The sequence below is a fragment of the Acetobacterium wieringae genome (assembly GCF_026646375.1).
GTDB classification, from domain to species: domain Bacteria; phylum Bacillota; class Clostridia; order Eubacteriales; family Eubacteriaceae; genus Acetobacterium; species Acetobacterium wieringae_A.
In genome coordinates this window covers 268069-286720 of sequence record NZ_JAIPPU010000003.1, presented here as the reverse complement: position 1 = coordinate 286720, position 18652 = coordinate 268069, and the positions used below count along the sequence as shown (strand labels likewise).

16 protein-coding genes are annotated in these 18652 nt (G+C 44.9%); 12 read left to right on the top strand and 4 right to left on the bottom strand.

Features of this window, described 5'->3' with window-relative positions; all coding sequences use genetic code 11:
* Nucleotides 1-31: 31 nt before the first annotated feature.
* The 8 genes from Q7P33_RS04720 to Q7P33_RS04685 all read left to right on the top strand — a co-directional run bounded on the left by Q7P33_RS04720 (nucleotide 32) and on the right by Q7P33_RS04685 (nucleotide 9314).
* The gene (locus Q7P33_RS04720; protein ID WP_303867840.1) at nucleotides 32-781 is read left to right on the top strand and encodes an AzlC family ABC transporter permease; all 750 of its coding nucleotides are present in this window, start codon (nucleotides 32-34) and stop codon (nucleotides 779-781) included.
* Nucleotides 771-1115, top strand: a complete 345-nt coding sequence (locus tag Q7P33_RS04715; protein WP_303867838.1) for a branched-chain amino acid transporter permease — start codon at nucleotides 771-773, stop codon at nucleotides 1113-1115. The genes Q7P33_RS04720 and Q7P33_RS04715 overlap by 11 nt, the downstream gene beginning before the upstream one ends.
* Nucleotides 1116-1278: 163 nt before the next feature.
* Nucleotides 1279-1698, top strand: coding sequence for an MORN repeat-containing protein (locus tag Q7P33_RS04710; RefSeq protein WP_303867835.1), 420 nt, complete (start codon nucleotides 1279-1281; stop codon nucleotides 1696-1698).
* Nucleotides 1699-1891: 193 nt separating this feature from the next.
* Complete coding sequence (locus Q7P33_RS04705) at nucleotides 1892-2590, top strand: TrmB family transcriptional regulator (RefSeq protein ID WP_303867833.1); 699 nt, start codon at nucleotides 1892-1894, stop codon at nucleotides 2588-2590.
* Between the two features lies 1 nt (nucleotide 2591).
* Nucleotides 2592-3845, top strand: a complete 1254-nt coding sequence (locus Q7P33_RS04700; RefSeq protein ID WP_303867831.1) for a diaminopimelate decarboxylase — start codon at nucleotides 2592-2594, stop codon at nucleotides 3843-3845.
* 206 nt (nucleotides 3846-4051) lie between these two features.
* Nucleotides 4052-5287, top strand: a complete 1236-nt coding sequence (locus tag Q7P33_RS04695; protein ID WP_303867828.1) for an LL-diaminopimelate aminotransferase — start codon at nucleotides 4052-4054, stop codon at nucleotides 5285-5287.
* A gap of 200 nt (nucleotides 5288-5487) precedes the next feature.
* Nucleotides 5488-7383, top strand: a complete 1896-nt coding sequence (gene htpG / locus Q7P33_RS04690) for a molecular chaperone HtpG (protein WP_303867826.1) — start codon at nucleotides 5488-5490, stop codon at nucleotides 7381-7383.
* 398 nt (nucleotides 7384-7781) lie between these two features.
* Nucleotides 7782-9314, top strand: coding sequence for an ABC-F family ATP-binding cassette domain-containing protein (locus Q7P33_RS04685; RefSeq protein WP_303867824.1), 1533 nt, complete (start codon nucleotides 7782-7784; stop codon nucleotides 9312-9314).
* Between the two features lie 247 nt (nucleotides 9315-9561).
* On the opposite strand, the gene asrC is transcribed toward Q7P33_RS04685, so the two are convergent.
* The 4 genes from asrC to hcp all read right to left on the bottom strand — a co-directional run bounded on the left by asrC (nucleotide 9562) and on the right by hcp (nucleotide 14056).
* The gene (gene asrC / locus Q7P33_RS04680; RefSeq protein ID WP_303867822.1) at nucleotides 9562-10530 is read right to left on the bottom strand and encodes a sulfite reductase subunit C; all 969 of its coding nucleotides are present in this window, start codon (nucleotides 10528-10530) and stop codon (nucleotides 9562-9564) included.
* Between the two features lie 10 nt (nucleotides 10531-10540).
* Nucleotides 10541-11362 carry an anaerobic sulfite reductase subunit AsrB gene (gene asrB / locus Q7P33_RS04675; protein ID WP_303867820.1) on the bottom strand — a complete coding sequence of 274 codons (822 nt, stop codon included), beginning with the start codon at nucleotides 11360-11362 and terminating at the stop codon, nucleotides 10541-10543.
* Complete coding sequence (asrA, locus tag Q7P33_RS04670) at nucleotides 11363-12376, bottom strand: anaerobic sulfite reductase subunit AsrA (RefSeq protein WP_303867817.1); 1014 nt, start codon at nucleotides 12374-12376, stop codon at nucleotides 11363-11365. It abuts the gene before it with no gap.
* A gap of 117 nt (nucleotides 12377-12493) precedes the next feature.
* Nucleotides 12494-14056 carry a hydroxylamine reductase gene (hcp, locus tag Q7P33_RS04665; protein WP_303867815.1) on the bottom strand — a complete coding sequence of 521 codons (1563 nt, stop codon included), beginning with the start codon at nucleotides 14054-14056 and terminating at the stop codon, nucleotides 12494-12496.
* A gap of 534 nt (nucleotides 14057-14590) precedes the next feature.
* Here hcp and Q7P33_RS04660 point away from each other — a divergent pair.
* From Q7P33_RS04660 to Q7P33_RS04645, 4 genes are all read left to right on the top strand, one after another.
* The gene (locus tag Q7P33_RS04660; protein WP_303867813.1) at nucleotides 14591-16603 is read left to right on the top strand and encodes a GAF domain-containing protein; all 2013 of its coding nucleotides are present in this window, start codon (nucleotides 14591-14593) and stop codon (nucleotides 16601-16603) included.
* Entirely contained in the window at nucleotides 16596-17069 is a 474-nt protein-coding gene (locus Q7P33_RS04655) for an HAD family hydrolase (protein ID WP_303867811.1), read from the top strand. The genes Q7P33_RS04660 and Q7P33_RS04655 overlap by 8 nt, the downstream gene beginning before the upstream one ends.
* A 62-nt stretch (nucleotides 17070-17131) precedes the next feature.
* On the top strand, nucleotides 17132-17989 hold the full coding sequence (locus Q7P33_RS04650) for a proline iminopeptidase-family hydrolase (protein WP_303867809.1): 858 nt from the start codon (nucleotides 17132-17134) through the stop codon (nucleotides 17987-17989).
* Nucleotides 17990-18090: 101 nt separating this feature from the next.
* Nucleotides 18091-18645, top strand: a complete 555-nt coding sequence (locus Q7P33_RS04645) for a glycerol-3-phosphate responsive antiterminator (RefSeq protein WP_303867807.1) — start codon at nucleotides 18091-18093, stop codon at nucleotides 18643-18645.
* Nucleotides 18646-18652: the final 7 nt, after the last annotated feature.

Here is an 18652-nt window from a genome sequence, read left to right as displayed (position 1 = left end):
CAAAAATCACACCACAGGAAGGAAGTGTCTTATGAAGAGTTTTATTTTTGCCTTTAAACAAGCAATTCCGGTGCTGTTTCCATATTTGTTTATTGGGATCGCTTTTGGCGTTTTAATGGATGAGGCCGGTTATACCGCTGGGTGGTCATTCATCTCAGGTCTTTTTATTTATGCCGGATCGATGCAGATCGTGATGGTTTCACTGCTTACCGCCGGTGCTTCACTGAGTACCATTGCGCTGATGACTTTTTTTGTCAATGCCCGGCATATTTTTTACGGCCTTGCCTTTATTGATCGATTCAGGAAGATGGGACGAAAGTATCCATATATGGTTGTGACCTTGACCGATGAAGTTTACTCCATTTTTTGTAATATGCAATATCCAGAGGATGTGGATGCCCGACAGAGTGATTTTTATTTAACCCTGATTCTGCATCTGGTCTGGATTTTAAGCTGTGTAGCAGGTGCCCTATTTGGACAGTTGATTCCCTACGATTTAACTGGAATCGAATTTTCTGCGACGGCTTTTTTTATTACCGTTTGCATGAATCAGTGGAAATCGATGAACACGCATGGGCCCGCAATTATCGGGTTAATCAGCGCCGTGGTATTTTATTTTATTCTGGGCCCCAGTCAGTTTATTTTGCCAGCCTTAACCCTCAGCGTGCTGGTGCTGATTATGGTGAAATCGAGATTAACAGATGCGCAAAAAAAGCCACCGGTTCAAGAGTGCAAACAAGTGTCAATTGATGGGGTGGAGGAGATCACCTATGAGTATTAACTGGATCAGTACCATCGAAGCTTTGGCAATAGTGACGCTGGTAACAATTATTACCCGAGCACTACCGTTCATATTTTTTGGAGGCAAAAAAAAATTGCCAGATACGGTAAGTTATCTCGGAACGGTTTTACCTGCAGCAATCATGATTATCCTGGTGGTTTTTTGTTTGCGAAATACGATCCTGACTGCCTATCCCTATGGATTACCAGAGTTATTAAGCGTGGCAGCTGTAATTGTTGTTCATTGGCTCAGAAAAAACGTTTTTCTAAGCATTGCTGCTGGAACGGGATTGTATATGGTGTTAATTCGAACGCTGTTTTTAGTCGGCAGCTGACTGCTTGGTCACTTCGTTTTAAGGCTGATAAAGAAAAATGTGTAAATTAATCTGTATCAAGTCGTTTTAATATTTATTAACTGCTCTCGATACGATATAATAAACCTTAATTCTTGATTAGCTGAGACAGCAGAAAAGGATGCATTAGAAATAGGGGGATCAAATGAGAACAAGAATGATTTCAAGATTAGTTGCGTTATTAATGGTGTCAGGTCTGCTGTTAACAACCAGTGGCTGCGTACGTACCCATACTTTTGGTGGTGGAGTCTATACCGGAGAATGGAAAAATGGCATGCCGAATGGTTATGGTAAGTTTGAATACTCTGAGGACGTGATCTATGAAGGCGAATGGAAGGATGGCAAGCTTCATGGTCAGGGGACAGCAACTGGATATGAGGGAACAAAATTCCAGGGTGAATGGAAGTATGGCAAACTGGATGGTTACGGAACCAAGACGGATCAGGGTAATACCTATGTGGGGGAATTTAAAGAAGGCATGATGCATGGAAAAGGTACACTGACCATGGCTGACGGAACCACCTATGTGGGAACCTTTGCCAATGATCAATACGTGGGGCCGTAAGTAACCTGGACAGGGATTTAAAACAGCATGATTTTTTCATGCTGTTTTTTTTATAATCATTCTTGACAGCAGTGAAAAACTAGTGTAGACTTACTAAGTAGGAACACTATAAATTACACGCGTTAAAAACGGAACTGGTGATTAAGGTGTTTAGGTGAAAGTGCCAACTGACTAGTAATAAGGACTGATGATTATGGAAATAGTTGAACGATTGACACAATTTGGGCTGACCCGTCATGAGGCGGTGATTTATTTAACCCTGCTGGCCGAAGGCGATTTGAATGGTTACGAGGTGGCCAAGACGACTGGTATCTCACGATCCAATGCCTATACCTCGCTGGCGTCCCTGGTGGAAAAGGGGGGGGCCTATGTGATTGAAGAAGCGACCATCCGTTATACTCCGGTAGCTATATCAGAATTCTGTGACAATAAGATCCGAAAGCTCCAGGCTGCCAGGCAGGAGCTGATTGATACCATTCCCCGCAAACGGGATACGGTGGAAGGTTATATCACCATCAAAGGGGAAGGGAATATTCTTAATAAACTGCGCAATATGATTTTGGAAGCCCGTGAGCGGGTATACATTTCGGTACCAGGTCAAATTCTGGAAACCGTAACCCCGGATATAAAAGCAGCGGTTGACCGAGGCATCAAGATGGTGATCATTACCAATGGCGCCTGGGTATTGTCAGGAACGATTATTCATCGTTCTGATCAACCCCTCCAGCAGATTCGGCTGATTGCCGATTCTACCAATGTCCTCACTGGCGATATCAATAATGGCGAGTATTCCACCTGCCTTTACTCCCGAAAGCAGAATCTGGTGGATTTGTTTAAAGATGCTATGAAAAATGAAATAAAGCTGATTGAAATGACGAAAGGAAATCAATAATATGAAAAAAACGTTTGTTAACAAAGAAAAGTTAGAAGCAATTGTTAAACAATACCCAACTCCCTTCCATCTTTATGATGAAAAGGGCATCCGCGAAAATGTGCGTAAGCTACAGGAGGCATTTTCCTGGAACAAGGGTTATAAAGAGTACTTTGCAGTCAAAGCGACTCCCAACCCGACCATTTTGCAGATATTAAAAGAAGAAGGCTGTGGAGTGGACTGCTCATCTTATACAGAGCTGATGATGTCAGATACTGTTGGTTTTGCTGGTGAGGATATTATGTTTACCTCCAATGTTACGCCTCGGGAAGATTTTGTTTTAGCACGAAAGCTCAATGCCCTGATTACACTGGATGATATTACTCATATTGACTTTTTAGAAGAGGTGGCGGGACTGCCAGAAACGATCAGTTGCCGATTTAATCCCGGTGGTGATTTTGTTATCGATAACGCCATTATGGATACACCCCAAGTGGCCAAATATGGTTTCACCCGGGAACAGATGACGGAAGGATTCAAGATTTTAAAAAGTAAAGGAGTCAAGCATTTTGGAATTCATGCCTTTTTAGCCAGCAATACCATTGCCAATGAATATTATCCGGCTTTGGCCCGAATTCTGTTCCAGACTGCGGTAGAGCTGAATCAGGAAACGGGTGCTCACATTGCCTTTATCAATCTCTCTGGTGGGGTCGGGATTCCTTACCTGCCCGATCAGCAACCCACTGATATTTACGAAGTGGGCCGGGGGGTTCAAAAAGCCTTTGAAGAAATACTGGTGCCTGCTGGTATGGATGATATTGCCATTTATACCGAACTCGGCCGTTTTGTGTTGGGTCCATTTGGCCATCTGGTCACTACTGCCCTGCATGAAAAACATACCCACAAAGAATATATTGGTCTTGATGCCTGTGCTGCCAACCTGATGCGCCCGGCCATGTATGGGGCCTATCATCACATCACCGTGATGGGTAAGGAAGATGCTCCCTTGGATCACGTCTACGATGTCACGGGTGGCTTATGTGAAAACAATGATAAGTTCGCCATCGACCGCAAGCTTCCCAAAATCGATATCGGCGATCTGGTGGTTCTTCACGATACTGGGGCCCACGGTTTTGCTATGGGCTATAACTACAACGGCAAGTTGCGTTCCGCAGAAGTATTGCTAAAAGAAGATGGCAGCACCGAACTGATCCGTCGGGCTGAAACCCCAGCCGACTATTTTGCCACCTTGGATTTTTCCAAGTGGGAAAAGTAGTATCATCAGATAAAAAGTTCATGCAATCAGTATAAATCAACGAAAAATGATTGCTTAATCGGTGGTTTCTCAAACAATTCTTTAACGTGTAGGCGAACAGTCGATAGACTGTTCACCGTGCAGTGTAAGAATTGTTTCGTGTAACTGCCAATTAAGCGCATGGTAGTATTTTAATAAAGAAGACGATAACGAAAGGAAAAAATAAAATGGCATTAATTAATGAAAATTATCTGAAATTACCTGGTTCCTACCTGTTCTCTGAAATAGCCAGACGGGTGGAAGCTTACAAAACGGTTAATCCGGAGGCAAACATCATTCGATTGGGGATTGGCGATGTGACAAAACCGCTGCCTGAAGCAGTCATTACCGGCTTACATTACGCAGTTGACGAAATGGCCAGCGAAAAAACATTTAAGGGCTATGGCCCGGAACAGGGTTATGATTTTCTGTTGGAAAAAATCATCGAGTTTGATTTTAAAGCCCGGGGCGTTGATTTGGCGGTGGACGAGATTTTTGTCAGTGATGGTTCTAAAAGCGATACCGCAAATTTCCAGGAAATCTTCAGCCAGAATACCAGAATCGCTATCACTGATCCGGTATACCCGGTCTATGTGGACAGTAACGTGATGGCTGGTCGAAGTGGCACCTTGGGGGCTGATGGCAAGTGGAGCGACATGGTCTACATTCCCTGTACTGCTGAAAATGGCTTTGTTCCTCAATTGCCAACCGAAAAGGTCGATTTAATCTATCTGTGTTTTCCCAATAACCCCACTGGCACGACGATTAATAAAACGGAACTGAAAAAATGGGTGGATTATGCCAAAGCCAATCAGGCCATTATTCTGTACGATGCTGCTTATGAAGCCTATATTCAGGAAGATGATGTCCCCCATAGTATCTATGAGATCGAAGGTGCCAAAGCGGTTGCCATTGAATTCCGCAGTTTTTCTAAGAATGCCGGCTTCACTGGAACCCGTTGCTCCTATGTCGTGGTGCCCAAAGAAGTGATGGGCTATACCGAAGCCGGGGAACCAGTTGAAATCAATAAACTGTGGAACCGCCGCCACTGCACCAAATTTAATGGGGTACCTTATATTATTCAAAAAGGTGCTGAAGCGGTGTATACCGAAGCCGGTCAGGCTCAGATCAAGGCTCTCGTGGCATATTATATGAATAACGCCAAGATGATCCGGGAAGGGGTTGCCAGTACTGGCATTGAAGTTTTTGGCGGGGTCAATGCTCCCTATATTTGGCTGAAAACACCGGAAGGTATGGATTCCTGGACTTTCTTTGACAAACTCCTCACCGAGGTCAACATTGTCGGAACCCCTGGAGTGGGCTTTGGCCCCAGCGGTGAAGGCTATTTTAGGCTGACCGCTTTTGGCAGTAAAGAAAACACCGAAGAAGCAATTCGTCGCTTTACCACTGAATTTAAATTGTAAGATACTACTAAACAAAAGATGTCCGGCAACGTTGCTTGTCCGGGCATTTTTAATTGGGAACAGTTACTTAGTTCTGAGCAGTTGTTCAGCCTTAAAAAATCATTAAAAGTGTTGACACTTTTAATAAAGTTACTTACAATATTGTTAGCACTCTTTCTGAAAGAGTGCTAACAATATACAAAATGAAGAAGAGGTATGTTATGGAAAAGAAGCAGTTTAAATCTGAATCCAAGCGTCTGATGGATTTGATGATCAATTCAATTTATACCAATAAAGAAATTTTTCTACGGGAATTGATTTCAAATGCATCGGATGCCATCGACAAGGTTTACTACAAAACATTAACCGACAAAGATAAAACCTTTAATAAAGACGACTACTATATCCGGATTCATCCCGACAAGGACAACCGCACCCTGACCATTGAAGACACTGGGATCGGGATGACCGAAGCGGAATTGGACGACAATCTGGGCACCATTGCCAAAAGCGGCTCCAGCGATTTCAAAAGCGAACAGGAAATGGAAGAAGATTTTGATATCATCGGTCAGTTTGGGGTCGGTTTCTATTCGGCTTTTATGGTGGCTGATAAGGTTACTGTGGAGACCAGGGCGGTTGATTCCGAAGCGTCCTATATATGGGTTTCAGAAGGGGCTGACGGTTATACCATCGAACCGGGAACCCGTAAAACCCATGGCTCTAAAATAACCTTGCATCTTAAGGAAAATACCGAAGACAACAATTATGACGACTATCTGGAACCCTACCGAATCCGTCATCTGGTGGAGCATTACTCCAACTTTATCCGCTACCCGATTAAAATGGTAGTTGAAAACAGCCGTATTAAAGAAGAAACGAAAGACAGTGATAATCCGGAATATGAAACCTATCTATCGGATGATGTGTTAAACTCGATGATCCCGATCTGGCGCAAAAATAAAAATGAACTGACCGATGAAGATTACAACAATTTCTATCATGACAAACGATTGGGCTTTGATGCACCGCTCGCTCATGTCCACCTCAGTATTGAAGGGGCCATGAGCTATAAAGCGATTTTGTACATTCCCGGCCAGGCACCTTTTGACTATTACACCCGGGATTATGAAAAAGGTCTGGAGCTTTATTCCAACGGCGTGCTGATCATGGAAAAATGCAGTGAGCTGCTACCAGATTACTTCAGTTTTGTCAAAGGAGTCGTGGACTCTGAGGATATCTCTTTGAATATTTCCCGGGAAATGCTCCAGCAGGATCGTCAGCTGCGTCTGATCAGCCGAAAAATCGATTCCCGAATTTCAGAAGAACTGAAGAAAATGCAGGAAAACGATCGGGAAACCTATGAAAAATTCTTTAAAGCTTTTGGCAATCAGTTAAAAGTAGGAACCTATGATAAATGGGGCCAGGACAAAGAAAAACTTCAGGACTTCCTGCTCTTCTACTCATCCAAAGAAGGGAAGATGGTCACCCTCAAGGAATACGTCGAGCGGATGCCGGAAGATCAGAAATACATCTATTATGCCACCGGGTCATCGGTCAGTCAGCTTGAAAAGCTGCCCCAGGTTTCCATCATCAAGGATAAAGATTATGAGATCCTGTATTTAACCGAAACCATTGATGAGTTTGTTACCCAGACTTTAAGACAATACGGAGAAAAAGAATTCCGTTCCGTATCCAGCCAGAATCTGGGCTTGGAGGCACCGGAAGAAGATCAGAAAGACGAAACTGAGCAGACTTCCGAAGTGGATGAAAAACTGTTGGCAAAAATGAAAGAACTTATCGGTGATGAGGTGGTCAAGGTTAAAACCACCGCTCATTTAAAAGATGACGTGGCCTATCTGTCCACCGAAGGGGATCTTTCCATCGAAATGGAAATGACCTTAAACACCATGCCTCAGGGCGGCGACGTGAAAGCCAAAAAAGTATTGGAAATCAACAAAAACCATCCAGTTTATCAGAAACTCAAAACTTTCTATGAAGCCGATGAGGAACAGTTTGCCCTTTACACCGAACTGCTTTACAATCAGGCCCGCCTGATTGCCGGCTTGCCACTGGACGATGTGGTGGCCTTTACCAAAAATATCAGCAAACTGATGTAATTCTAATCACAACAATTACTGAGAAGCCAGTGCCGTTCTGGATGAATGGTGCTGGTTTTTTCTGCCATTTGACAAGTCCAGGCAATTTTGCTACACTAATAGCAGTAACGGAAAGGTATAGCAGGATGATTTTAACAATTGATGCAGCTCTGACAATGGGATTATCGATGAGACATTGTTTTGAGCCTAAAGATAAAGTGTAAAACTTTTATGCTCATCGGTCTAAGCGTTTTTTAGTGTAGCATTGCTATACTTTATTTTGCTGCGCTTAAACCGATAACCATAATGAAAAGTTTTAAGGCCATGACGCAATGCTCGTTATGGCCTTTTATAATGACAGAGAGTCAGTATAAAGGTGACTCTCTGTTTTTTTGTGAATTTTTAAAGGAGAAATTTAAATGGGATTATTGGATGTTATCAATTTATCACATTCGTTTGGTGATAAAATTTTATATCAGGAGGCTTCTTTTGAATTGTTCAAAGGCGAGCACATGGGGATTGTCGGCCGCAACGGTACTGGCAAGACGACGTTGTTAAATACCTTAATTGGCGAAATCATTCCCGATGGTGGGGAGATTCGCTGGCAGAAGGGCATTAAGGTTGGTTATCTGGATCAGCATGCCGAAATTGATCAGGACATGACGGTTTTTGACTATTTGAAAACATCGTTTCATGAACTCTACGAAACGGAAGCCCAGCTGACCAGAATTTATGAAAACATGGCCACAGACTGCAGTGAAAAAGCAATGAACCGAGCCGCAGATCTGCAAAGCCTGCTGGAAAACTCGGGATTTTATGAACTGGAAAGCCGTGTTTTAAAGATTGCTGACGGTTTGGGGATTACCGCTTTGGGGATGGACAGCATTCTGGAGAATCTCAGCGGGGGACAGCGGGCCAAGGTTATTCTGGCGAAGTTGCTACTGGAAGAACCCAATGTCCTGCTTTTAGATGAGCCCACCAACTTTCTGGATAAAGAACATGTGGAATGGCTGACCGATTATTTAAAAACCTATGAGGGAACCTTTCTGGTAATCTCTCATGACTTTGATTTTTTGGACAAGATTACCACCTGTGTTTGTGACATTGAATTCTGCACCATCAAGAAATACAGCGGCAACATTTCAAAGTTCATTGAGCTTAAAGGTCTCAGACGGGAAAGCTATATCCGGGAGTTTGAAGCTCAGAAAAAAGAAATCAAGAAATTTGAAGATTATATTTCTAAAAACAAAGCCCGGGCCGCTACCGCCAGCATGGCCAAAAGCCGACAGAAACAATTGGATAAAATCGATCGGCTACCACCACCGGAACTGGTATCCAAACCCAGTTTTCGCTTTAGCTCACTGCATATTTCTGCTCAGCGTTCTTTGAGCACCAAAGATCTGGAAATCGGCTATGATTATCCGCTGCTATCTAAACTCAGTTTCAAAATTGAGTCGGGTCAGAAAACGGTCATTACCGGGTTTAACGGGATTGGCAAATCAACCCTGCTAAAAACCCTGGTTAAACAGATTCCAGCGATTTCCGGGAAATTTAAATTTGCCGATAATATCAAAGTGGCTTATTTTGAACAGGATCTCAACTGGGAAAATCCCATACTGACCCCCATTCAGGTGGTTTCTGATGTTTACCCGAAGCTGTCTCAGAGTCAGGTGCGGCGCTATCTGGCACAGTGTGGTTTAAAAGCAAAAAGTATGCTCCAGAGTATCAACACCCTAAGCGGTGGGGAACAGTCCAAGGTGAAAATCTGTCTGTTGATGTTGACGCCGGCCAATTTTTTAATTCTTGATGAGCCGACCAATCATCTCGATGCGGATGCCAAAGAGGTGCTAAAAAAAGAACTGATTAAATGGAATGGCAGTATGATTCTGGTCTCCCATGAATCGTCGTTTTACAATGACTGGGCTGATGTGATTATTCATATTGAAGGTTAAAAGGAGTTACCTGATTTAAAATAAAATCAAATAATTAAATGAGACATTCGTGGAAATACATTTTTTACAACTACAGTAAAAACCCATCTTCAGAATGTCTACAAAAAACTGGAAGTCAATGGTAAAAATGCTGCTATCAACACGGCTTTTAAAAATGGCTTATTGATAGAAAAAAGTTATACATAGGATCAGTTACAAAAAACCGACTTAATCGAGATTAGGTCGGTTTTGACAAATGTATGAAAAATCAGTCGTAATGAATACCACCCCAGTAAATGGGACCTTTGACGATGGTTCGGGAATCCAGCTCTACGCCGTCCAGAGCCCATTTTTTGAATTCGGAAAAACCGGTACGGTCAATGATATAGCCAATGTGTTCTTTACCGCCGGGGGCTTCCCGATCGATGTAATTCGTCACAAAACCGTAGGTGTTTTTGATAATTTTGATGATCGCGTCTTCGGTGGCCCAAACCAGGAAGTCTTCGGCCAAACGAGGGTTTCGTTTGCCGGTACGTCCCATAATTACAAGTCGGTAGTAGGTTTCCGGGCTGCGGGTCCAGGCCCGGGTGGGGCAATTGATGACGCATTCGCCGCAGCCTACACATTTTTCGGTATTGCGGACAATCCGGTAATTTTCCACCGACAAGGCGTCTACCGATTTTTTCTTACAGGCTTTGACGCAGGCCTGACAACCCATGCAACGTTCTTTTTCATATTGAGGCTCGGTCATACCGATGATCCCAAAATCGTGCATCCGGGTTTTGATGCAGTCATTGGCACAGCCGGTGAAGGACACCTTGAAATGGAGATCATTGGGAAAGATTTCCTGCTCCATCTTTTTGGCAAAATTGGTGGTGTTATAGGTGGCAAAGGGGCAGACATTGCTGCCAATACAGGCCGAAATGTTGCGGGTACCGGCGGAGGTGTAGCCCTTGCCGGGGATTTCCTGATTGATATTGAGCTTTTCGATAATCGGCTGTAGCAGGGCATTAACAGCGTCTATATCCGTGTATTTAATCCCCGGGATCTCAAACCCCTGTCGGGTGGTTAAATGGATTTTGCCGTTGCCATAGGTTTCGGCAATGTTCTGAATCAGCGGCAGCAGCTCGGCGGTCAACAGTCCTCCAGGAACCCGGACTCGGGAAGCTGTTTCTCCACGAACCTTAGTGACGCGATAGGCATTCTTCTTTATCTTTTTGGTGTTCAGATCTAACATGGCGCTCCTCCTAATCCTTTAAGAATTTTCCCTTGGTGTAATTAAATACCGGGCCGTCCAGACAAATATAGGTATCGTCAATTTTGCAGTGGCCGCATTTACCGATGCCACAGCACATCTTTCGTTCCTGGGAGATCCACAGGTTTTCTTCCTTGAAGCCTTTGGCCAGTAGATCGCTGATTGTGCATTTCATCATAATAGGCGGGCCGACGACAATTCCAACGGCATCCGTCAGACCTTTGATCATCAACTCGGGAATATATTGGGTAACCAGGCCGCAGTTTCCGTCATAGTGTTCGTCCGGATAATCCACCGTCATAATGATATTAATGTTCTTCTTCCAGATTTCAAAATCTTTTTTAAAGAGCATATCCTTGGGCGATTTAAAGCCGACCAGCAGGGTAAAGCCTTTGCAGTCGTCCGGGTGGGCCGAGAAATAATCAACGATCCCTTTGACCGGGGAAAGACCGGTACCACCGGCGACCAGTAGAATTTCTTTGTCTTTGTAGTTCGCGATATCAAAGCCGTTGCCGTAGGGTCCTCGCAAAAACAGGGTGTCGCCCACATAATTCTCAAAGATCTCATCGGTCACCTTGCCGACCTTACGGATGGTCAGATCCACGGTGCCATCACCGATGCCGCTGACCGAAATCGGGGCTTCCCCGAATTTTGGCAGGGAGACTTCGAAAAACTGGCCGGGTTTGACATCACCATGGTATGTCATCCGGAAGGTATATTCAATTTTGGTATGTTTGATTACATCAGTAATTTCAGAAAGGAAAGGAATATAAGGATTCTCTGATTTACTTGTATTTAATTCAGTCAAGGCCATTTAATTTTCCTCCTTTGCGGTGTCGTTAACTAAAGCATCGAGCTTATTGATGCAATTGGCAAAAGAAATATACTCGGGACAAACATCGTCGCAGCGACCGCAGCCGATACACATGTGGGTGCCGAAGCGCCGTTTATAATCGTTGACCTTGTGCATGACCTTAAAGCGCATCCGTTGCCCCTTGTCGTTTCGAAACGCATGACCGCCGGCCATGTCGGTGTAGCCATCCACATGACAGGAAGCCCAAACCCGACGCCGTTCGCCAGCTTTGCCGTTGTCGGTGTAGAAGATATCCTGCATGGTGAAACAGGTACAGGTGGGGCAGACAAAATTACAGCGGCCGCAGGCGATGCAGCGATTACCGTAATCCTCCCAGAAGGGTGAATCAAACAGGGTCTGGGGAACGGTCTCGGGAATGGTTACCACCGTATCATTAGCGGTGACGGAATCTGGTATCACCGGAGTTTGAGTTGCACCAGCCAGGGCGGCATCCAGAACATCCCAATGACTGTCTACCAATACGGTTTCGCCAGCCACCTTTAGGTAAGCGTCATAGTCATCGCTTTGTTGTGTGCCCATGGACACACAGAAACAGTTTTCAAAGGAATTTTCACAGCCCATCAGAATAAATTTGGTGTTGTCCCGGAGCCGTTTGTAATAGGTATCCACCGCACCGTTTTCCAGATAAATGGCATCCATCCGTTTAAGACCGTGGAGATCACAGCTGCGCAAAAACACAATCGCTCCCTTTTTCGGGGCATCGGCTTCTTTCATTTCATTTTCGGTAAAGTAAAATAAGGTTTCAGAAATGGGGAGCAAGACCTCTTTAAATGAATAATTTGATTTTTCGGCAAATTCAATTTCAGAGAGATCGGTGATTTCACCGTAACGGATGGTGTCGATATGGACAAAGGTGCCATCGCCGACATACCGTTTGGGGGCATAGATAACATACTCTTTTGACAAGTCAGCGAAAATCGCATTCATTTTCGCTGTGGTTGTTTGGTAACCCATAAACAAGTCCTCCTTCACGTTTTTTGGTGTAAAGATTGAAGTCTGTCAAAAGTCCTTTTTAGGGGATTTTTGACAGACTTTTTATTGGTTTGAAGATGTTAAAAATTGGTTCTTAAATTAAGCTTGACCCAGACATTTTGCCATGTCAGCTTCTGGGGTCGAGATGGGTCCGATGTTGTAGTTTTCAACCAGGACGTTTAATACGTTTGGTGAAACAAAGGCTGGCAGTGATGGTCCCAATAAGATGTTTTTGATACCCAGGTGGAGCAGGGTCAAGAGGATACAAACCGCTTTTTGTTCGTACCAGGACAATACCATCGAGAGTGGTAGTTCATTGACGCCACAGTCGAAGGCTTCAGCCAGGGCAACGGCGACCATAATGGCAGAGTAGGCATCATTACATTGACCCATATCCATCAGTCGAGGAAGACCGCCAATGGTGCCCAGATCCAGATCGTTGAAACGGTATTTACCACAGGCCAGGGTCAGAACAACGGTATCATCCGGGGTTTGTTTAACAAAATCGGTGTAGTAGTTACGGCCAGGTTTTGCGCCGTCACAGCCACCGACCAGGAAGAAGTGTTTGATGGCACCCGCTTTAACGGCATCAATGACCTTATCCGCGACACCCAGCACCGTGCCACGGCCAAATCCGGTCAGGACTTTGGTACCGCCATTGATTCCGGTCATTGGTTTATCTTCTGGATAGCCGCCTAAGGCAAGCGCTTTGGCAATCACAGGAGCAAAGTCTTTTTCTTTGCCAACATGGATCATCCCGGGGTACTGAACCACATCGGTGGTGAAAATACGGTCAGAGTAGCTTTCTTTGACTGGCATAATACAGTTGGTAGTGAACAGAACAGGCGCCGGGACATCTGCAAATTCTTTTTGTTGATTCTGCCATGCGGTTCCGAAGTTTCCTTTTAAGTGCGCATATTTTTTGAGTTCCGGATAAGCATGGGCAGGCAGCATTTCACCATGGGTATAAATGTTAATACCTTTGCCTTCGGTTTGTTCCAGTAATAGTTTTAAGTCATGTAAATCATGACCGGTGATGATGATAAATGGACCTTTTTCGATGGTTAATGGGACTTCAGTTGGTACGGGAGTGCCGTAAGTTTCGGTATTGGCTTTGTCAAGCAGTGCCATGACTTTTAGATTGATTTCTCCGGTTTTAAGAACCAGTGGCAGTAGTGTGTCCATACCCAGATCAGAACCAACTGCGGCTAATGCTTCATAGAAGAAGGCATCAACATCCGCATCTTTATAACCGAGTATTTCAGCATGATGCGCATAGGCAGCAACCCCTTTAACACCTAACAGGATTAGCGTTTTAAGCGATCGGATGTCTTCGTTGTCATCCCAAAGCTTAGCCATGTCATAATCTTCAGCGGTTGGATCCAGATCCGCCTTCATTTTGTCGACACAGTCGACCATTGCTTTGACGCTTTCATCGTCAAAGTTGACATTGGTAACCGTGGTGAATAGGGCTTTTTTAATACAGGCATCGGTTGCGACCGTAGCCGCTGTTTTTAAAACGGCTTTGGATAGTCCAATACAGGCGCCGACTAACTTATCCTGATCGCCAGCAACAACGGGTGTTTTACCACAGACCCCGCTGACCTCACATCCTGTTCCTTTGGCCGTTTGTTCACATTGAAAACAAAACATATCTTTCATCTTTTTACCTCTCTCGTAAAATATTTTAACTTATTTATGTATCACCTGCATTTAACAGGAAATAACCCCGCAAAGACCATCGTTATCTGTTAACTACCCTTAATCTAGGTAATTCTAACAATTTTATTTCTTTTTAATAAAAAAATTGATAAACTGTATTAAACGTATTCATCTGATCAGTTTGATTGATCAGACATGATTGTTGGTGCTGTTGTTTTTTCTCTCACGTCTGATGTTGAGGTAATGATACTACATTATTTTCAAATTGTCGGTTGCAAATGCAACAAAAATAAAAAATATCCAATTTTTTTAAGAAACTATCAATTGGTGTTAAAGGCCCTGTCGATATGGCTGATTTTGAATGGTGATCGTCGAACATAAAAAAACATCGACAAGGTTGCGTTTAGCGTTTCTGATTCTTTTATTTTACAAATACTTATGATATGATTTCTTATAATAGAGAGGCAATTGAGAACCGAAACCCTTGGGTTTAACTGGACCTTGTTATCGTTTTAAAAGAAAAGAGGACAATCGATGAGTCTGAAAATGAGCAATCTGTTAGACGTGGAAAAATATCTACTGCTTGAAATGGTCTATTTTCATCTACCCCCGGCATATAAAAATACGATTACCCGAAATACGCCAATGAAGCTGGATGAATATATTGATCTCATGGATATTTGTGGTTATGCGGTTTATCCGGGCTTTGTCAGTCGATCCAAAAATGGTCGGAAGGTTGCCCGAAAGCGGCAGGCGCATTTCCGAAAAATTTACGCTGCCAGTGAAAATCTGGTCGATGTGATCGTCACCGGGTATATAAACGATAATTATGGACCGTTCGGCAACACCACCGGTAAAAATAAAACCAGCCTGGTGGGACTGGCCTTTGAAGATGGGGAAAACAACGGGGCGGTGATCTTCAGCGGCTGTGAACAGACCCAGCCGTCCAGTGTGGTTCTGGATTGGGGGGGCTGTTTCATTGCTTCCTTGGGCGTCGTGACAACTCATCATCACAAAGCGATGGCGTTTTATGATGATCACATGGCCGGGATCTTGGGTGAACGTAATATTCTGGGGCATTCCAAAGGTGGGAATCTGGCCACTTATGTCTTTATCAACCGGCTGGAAGAAAATACCAATGCCTATTGCGTCAATGCCCAGCCCTATTGCTGGTACACCATGACCGAAACCCAGAAAGAAGCATTAAAAACCGACCGGTTTGAATATATTGTTCACGCCAATGATCCGACCCGCAAGGCCAGCTATGTTTCATACATCAGCCGTACCGCCCCGCTAAACCGCTATGCCGCCCAGCGCTTTATCAATATCCATGGTTTTGAAGAGGTAAATTTTGATGAATTTGGCAATCTCGAAGGCACCCGGGTGATCCGGGAAACCAACAGCCAGCTGCGCTCCCGGATTTTTAAGGATTACAGCGCCGAAAAACGGTTGACTCATGACGAGTGCATGGCAAATTTTCAGGAAAAACTAAAAGAAGTGACCTCACTGCCCCGGCTTTTCAGCACCACTCTGGATGAGATGCTGCTGGTAACCGAAGCCCAGGCGGCGATTATCTGGTTAAAGGATCAGGACCAGAAAGGCGACTTTATTTATCCATTGATTATCAAAAGCCCCGGCGCCGAGGATTTGTATCAGCTGAAACTCCGGGAGGGATACGGCATTGCAGCCCAGTGCGTTTTTGATGGTCTGCCATTATTTATCCGGGATTCCAAACAGTATCAGCTTCATTTTGACGGTCTCGACCGGGCCATGGGTATTACCATCACCTCGGAAATCGCCGTGCCCCTGGGGGTTGACGAAACCGAAGTATTTGGAGCGTTGGAGCTGGTCAATAAAAAAAGCGGCCGCTTCACGCTGGAAGATTTTGCTCTGGTCAACGAGATGACCCTGGCAATGCTTACGGTTTTTAAAAATTCGGGGGAATCCCTGGACCGCTACCGGGATTTTTCGCTGCTGCAGATTCGAAAGAGCGGTAAGCGGCTCTTTGCCATTGAGCGGAACGGCTTTATGGAAAAGACCTTTCACATGGAAAATGAAAAGAAGGCTTTCCTTAAAAAAATCACCGGTCAGCATCTGGAACCCAATGAACGGCTGATCTTTAACCGAAAAACCTTTACCAGCGACAAGCAGGAACAGTTGCACCGGCTACGCAAGCAGGAATACGCCATTATTTTTGAAAAACCCCAGCGGCGCCATGCCAAAATCCGGGTCAGTGCGGTACTGCTCGCTTTGCTGCTCCAGGTTCGGGAGAATCGCATCAATCTGACCACGGTGGCGAAAATGATGGGACTTCAGGATCGGTTGAAGACCCGGATTGCCGATCTTAGCGATGCCGAATACATCCGGCTGGAGTATGGCATCGCCCGAATCCGGCGGCCAAAGCTGATCATTGTCAACACGCCGCCTCCGGGACTCAATCCCCAGGCTTACGGGGTATTGGCCAACCGGCTCAAAAAAGATTGTCAAAAGAAAGCGACCACGGTGATTGTTTTAAAATTGGAAAAATGTGAGGTAAAGAATGATTAATCTGGAAATTCCCGGCCACGAGCCGATTTGCGTGGAGCATGTGACCTTTGATTACAATGGCACCCTGGCGGTGGATGGCTATCTGGTGGAGGGGCTTAAAGAAAGACTGGTGGCTTTGGCCCAGCGGAGGGTGGATGTGTATATTCTGACCGCCGATACCTTTGGGTTGGTTCGGGCTCAGTGCGGCGAGCTGCCATTGACAATTGAGATTTTTGATAAAGATAATATTGCTCTGAAGAAAAAGACCTTTGTTGAAAAAATCGGCGGAGCCACCAATGTGGCCATTGGCAACGGCAATAACGATCGGGAGATGTTTTTGGAAAGCCGTTTATCGGTTGTCGTGCTGGGCAAAGAAGGCTGTTGTGTGCAGTCACTGTTGGTGGCTGATATTGCGGTTGCCAGTCCGCTGGAGGCCCTGGACTTGTTATTAAATACTGATCGGGTCGTGGCGACGCTGCGCACCTGATGTAAAGGCGCGTTGCAGTTTTGTAATGACGAATTAAAAATTTGTGCAGAGGAGAACATGTTATGAGAGAAGATTACATCACATATCAGGACAAAAAGATCTGGTATTCAGTTTACGGCGAAGCGTCGCACAAAACGCCCCTTCTGGTGGTTCACGGTGGCCCGGGATTTGTAAGCATTCCAGATGTGATAGCCGACTTTAGCGACGATCGGCCAGTCTATTTTTATGATCAGTTAGGCAGCGGAAACTCGGATCGGGCGGATGACAAAAACGATTATTCGGTGGCGTACTTTGTCGCCGAGCTCGATGCGGTGATTCAGGGGTTGGCGCTTCGTGAGGTAATTTTGCTGGGGCTGTCCTGGGGCTGTGGCCTGATCGCTGCCTATATGCTGGAGAAACAACCGCCGTTTGTTAAAGCCCTGATTCTTTCGGCACCTTATTTAAGCACTCCGCTGTGGGAGGAATGCGCCATGGAAAATATTTCCAATCTGCCGGAAGCGATTCAAAAAATCATCGTCGATGCTGAAAAAAATCAGGATTTTAATGAAGCCTATGAACAGGCCACCGAGGCTTATTATGCAAATTATCTCTGTCGCCTAAATCCCTGGCCGGATAGCGTTACGGCATCCTTTGGCAAACTGAATATGGATGTTTACTTAACCATGTGGGGCCCCAGCGAGTTCACCGTTAATGGAAAACTGAAGCATTTTGATCTGATGCCCCGGCTCCATGAAATCGAGGTACCCGTGCTGTTGACCTGTGGGGATCACGACGAGGCTGGTGTTAAAATGGTTAAAGATTTTCAGATGGCATTTCCCCTGGGATCGATGGCAGTCATTCCCAGTTCGGCCCATCTCCATCATATTGAGCAGCCGTTGATTTATAAAACGATTGTCAGTGCGTTTTTAAAGGATAAGTAATAATGGCAACCTTCAAAGCGAATCATCGGAAGAGCGCTTGTTAAAAAAATGTTGACGGTTTCATTGCCACTGTGCTATGATCTAGGCAATAAGGAGAAAAAATGAGTTGGATTGATTTTTCAGAATTTCAGGTGATCCCTTCAATTCGTCGGCTGGGTGATCTGGAACTTGCGCTAAACAGCAAGGCCCAGGTGATTTTGCTCACCGAAGCCCATATCGCCAATCTCCAGGAGCTGGTTAGACTGGTACATAGCCGGGATAAAAAGGCGCTGGTAAATCTGGAGTTGCTCGGTGGTTTCGGTAAGGATCAGGTGGGAATGAAGCTGTTAAAAAACTATTACCATGTCGACGGCGTGATGTCAACCGACAGCGGCAAGCTGGGAATGGCTAAACAATGCGGACTGGTGACTTTTCAGCGATTTTTTCTGCATGATTCACGCTCCTTTGAGACGGCCCAGAAAATCATTGATTGCTCCCGGGTTGACGGCGCAGAACTGTTACCGGCAGTGATGGCCATTGACTGTTATCAGGCGCTGTTGGCGGTGGCAAAAATCCCTTTATTGGCCGGTGGCTTTATCCGCGACCGGGAGATGATGAAAAAAATCAGAGCCAGAGGGTTCAAGGGGCTGACGGTTAGTGACAAGACCCTGTGGTAACATGGCG

Excerpts from the sequence above, each read along its gene's own strand:
- Q7P33_RS04720 (WP_303867840.1), top strand. The coding sequence starts at position 32 with ATGAAGAGTTTTATTTTTGCCTTTAAACAAGCAATTCCGGTGCTGTTT.
- Q7P33_RS04715 (WP_303867838.1), top strand. The coding sequence starts at position 771 with ATGAGTATTAACTGGATCAGTACCATCGAAGCTTTGGCAATAGTGACG.
- Q7P33_RS04710 (WP_303867835.1), top strand. The coding sequence starts at position 1,279 with ATGAGAACAAGAATGATTTCAAGATTAGTTGCGTTATTAATGGTGTCA.
- Q7P33_RS04705 (WP_303867833.1), top strand. The coding sequence starts at position 1,892 with ATGGAAATAGTTGAACGATTGACACAATTTGGGCTGACCCGTCATGAG.
- Q7P33_RS04700 (WP_303867831.1), top strand. The coding sequence starts at position 2,592 with ATGAAAAAAACGTTTGTTAACAAAGAAAAGTTAGAAGCAATTGTTAAA.
- Q7P33_RS04695 (WP_303867828.1), top strand. The coding sequence starts at position 4,052 with ATGGCATTAATTAATGAAAATTATCTGAAATTACCTGGTTCCTACCTG.
- htpG (WP_303867826.1), top strand. The coding sequence starts at position 5,488 with ATGGAAAAGAAGCAGTTTAAATCTGAATCCAAGCGTCTGATGGATTTG.
- Q7P33_RS04685 (WP_303867824.1), top strand. The coding sequence starts at position 7,782 with ATGGGATTATTGGATGTTATCAATTTATCACATTCGTTTGGTGATAAA.
- asrC (WP_303867822.1), bottom strand. The coding sequence starts at position 10,530 with ATGTTAGATCTGAACACCAAAAAGATAAAGAAGAATGCCTATCGCGTC.
- asrB (WP_303867820.1), bottom strand. The coding sequence starts at position 11,362 with ATGGCCTTGACTGAATTAAATACAAGTAAATCAGAGAATCCTTATATT.
- asrA (WP_303867817.1), bottom strand. The coding sequence starts at position 12,376 with ATGGGTTACCAAACAACCACAGCGAAAATGAATGCGATTTTCGCTGAC.
- hcp (WP_303867815.1), bottom strand. The coding sequence starts at position 14,056 with ATGAAAGATATGTTTTGTTTTCAATGTGAACAAACGGCCAAAGGAACA.
- Q7P33_RS04660 (WP_303867813.1), top strand. The coding sequence starts at position 14,591 with ATGAGTCTGAAAATGAGCAATCTGTTAGACGTGGAAAAATATCTACTG.
- Q7P33_RS04655 (WP_303867811.1), top strand. The coding sequence starts at position 16,596 with ATGATTAATCTGGAAATTCCCGGCCACGAGCCGATTTGCGTGGAGCAT.
- Q7P33_RS04650 (WP_303867809.1), top strand. The coding sequence starts at position 17,132 with ATGAGAGAAGATTACATCACATATCAGGACAAAAAGATCTGGTATTCA.
- Q7P33_RS04645 (WP_303867807.1), top strand. The coding sequence starts at position 18,091 with ATGAGTTGGATTGATTTTTCAGAATTTCAGGTGATCCCTTCAATTCGT.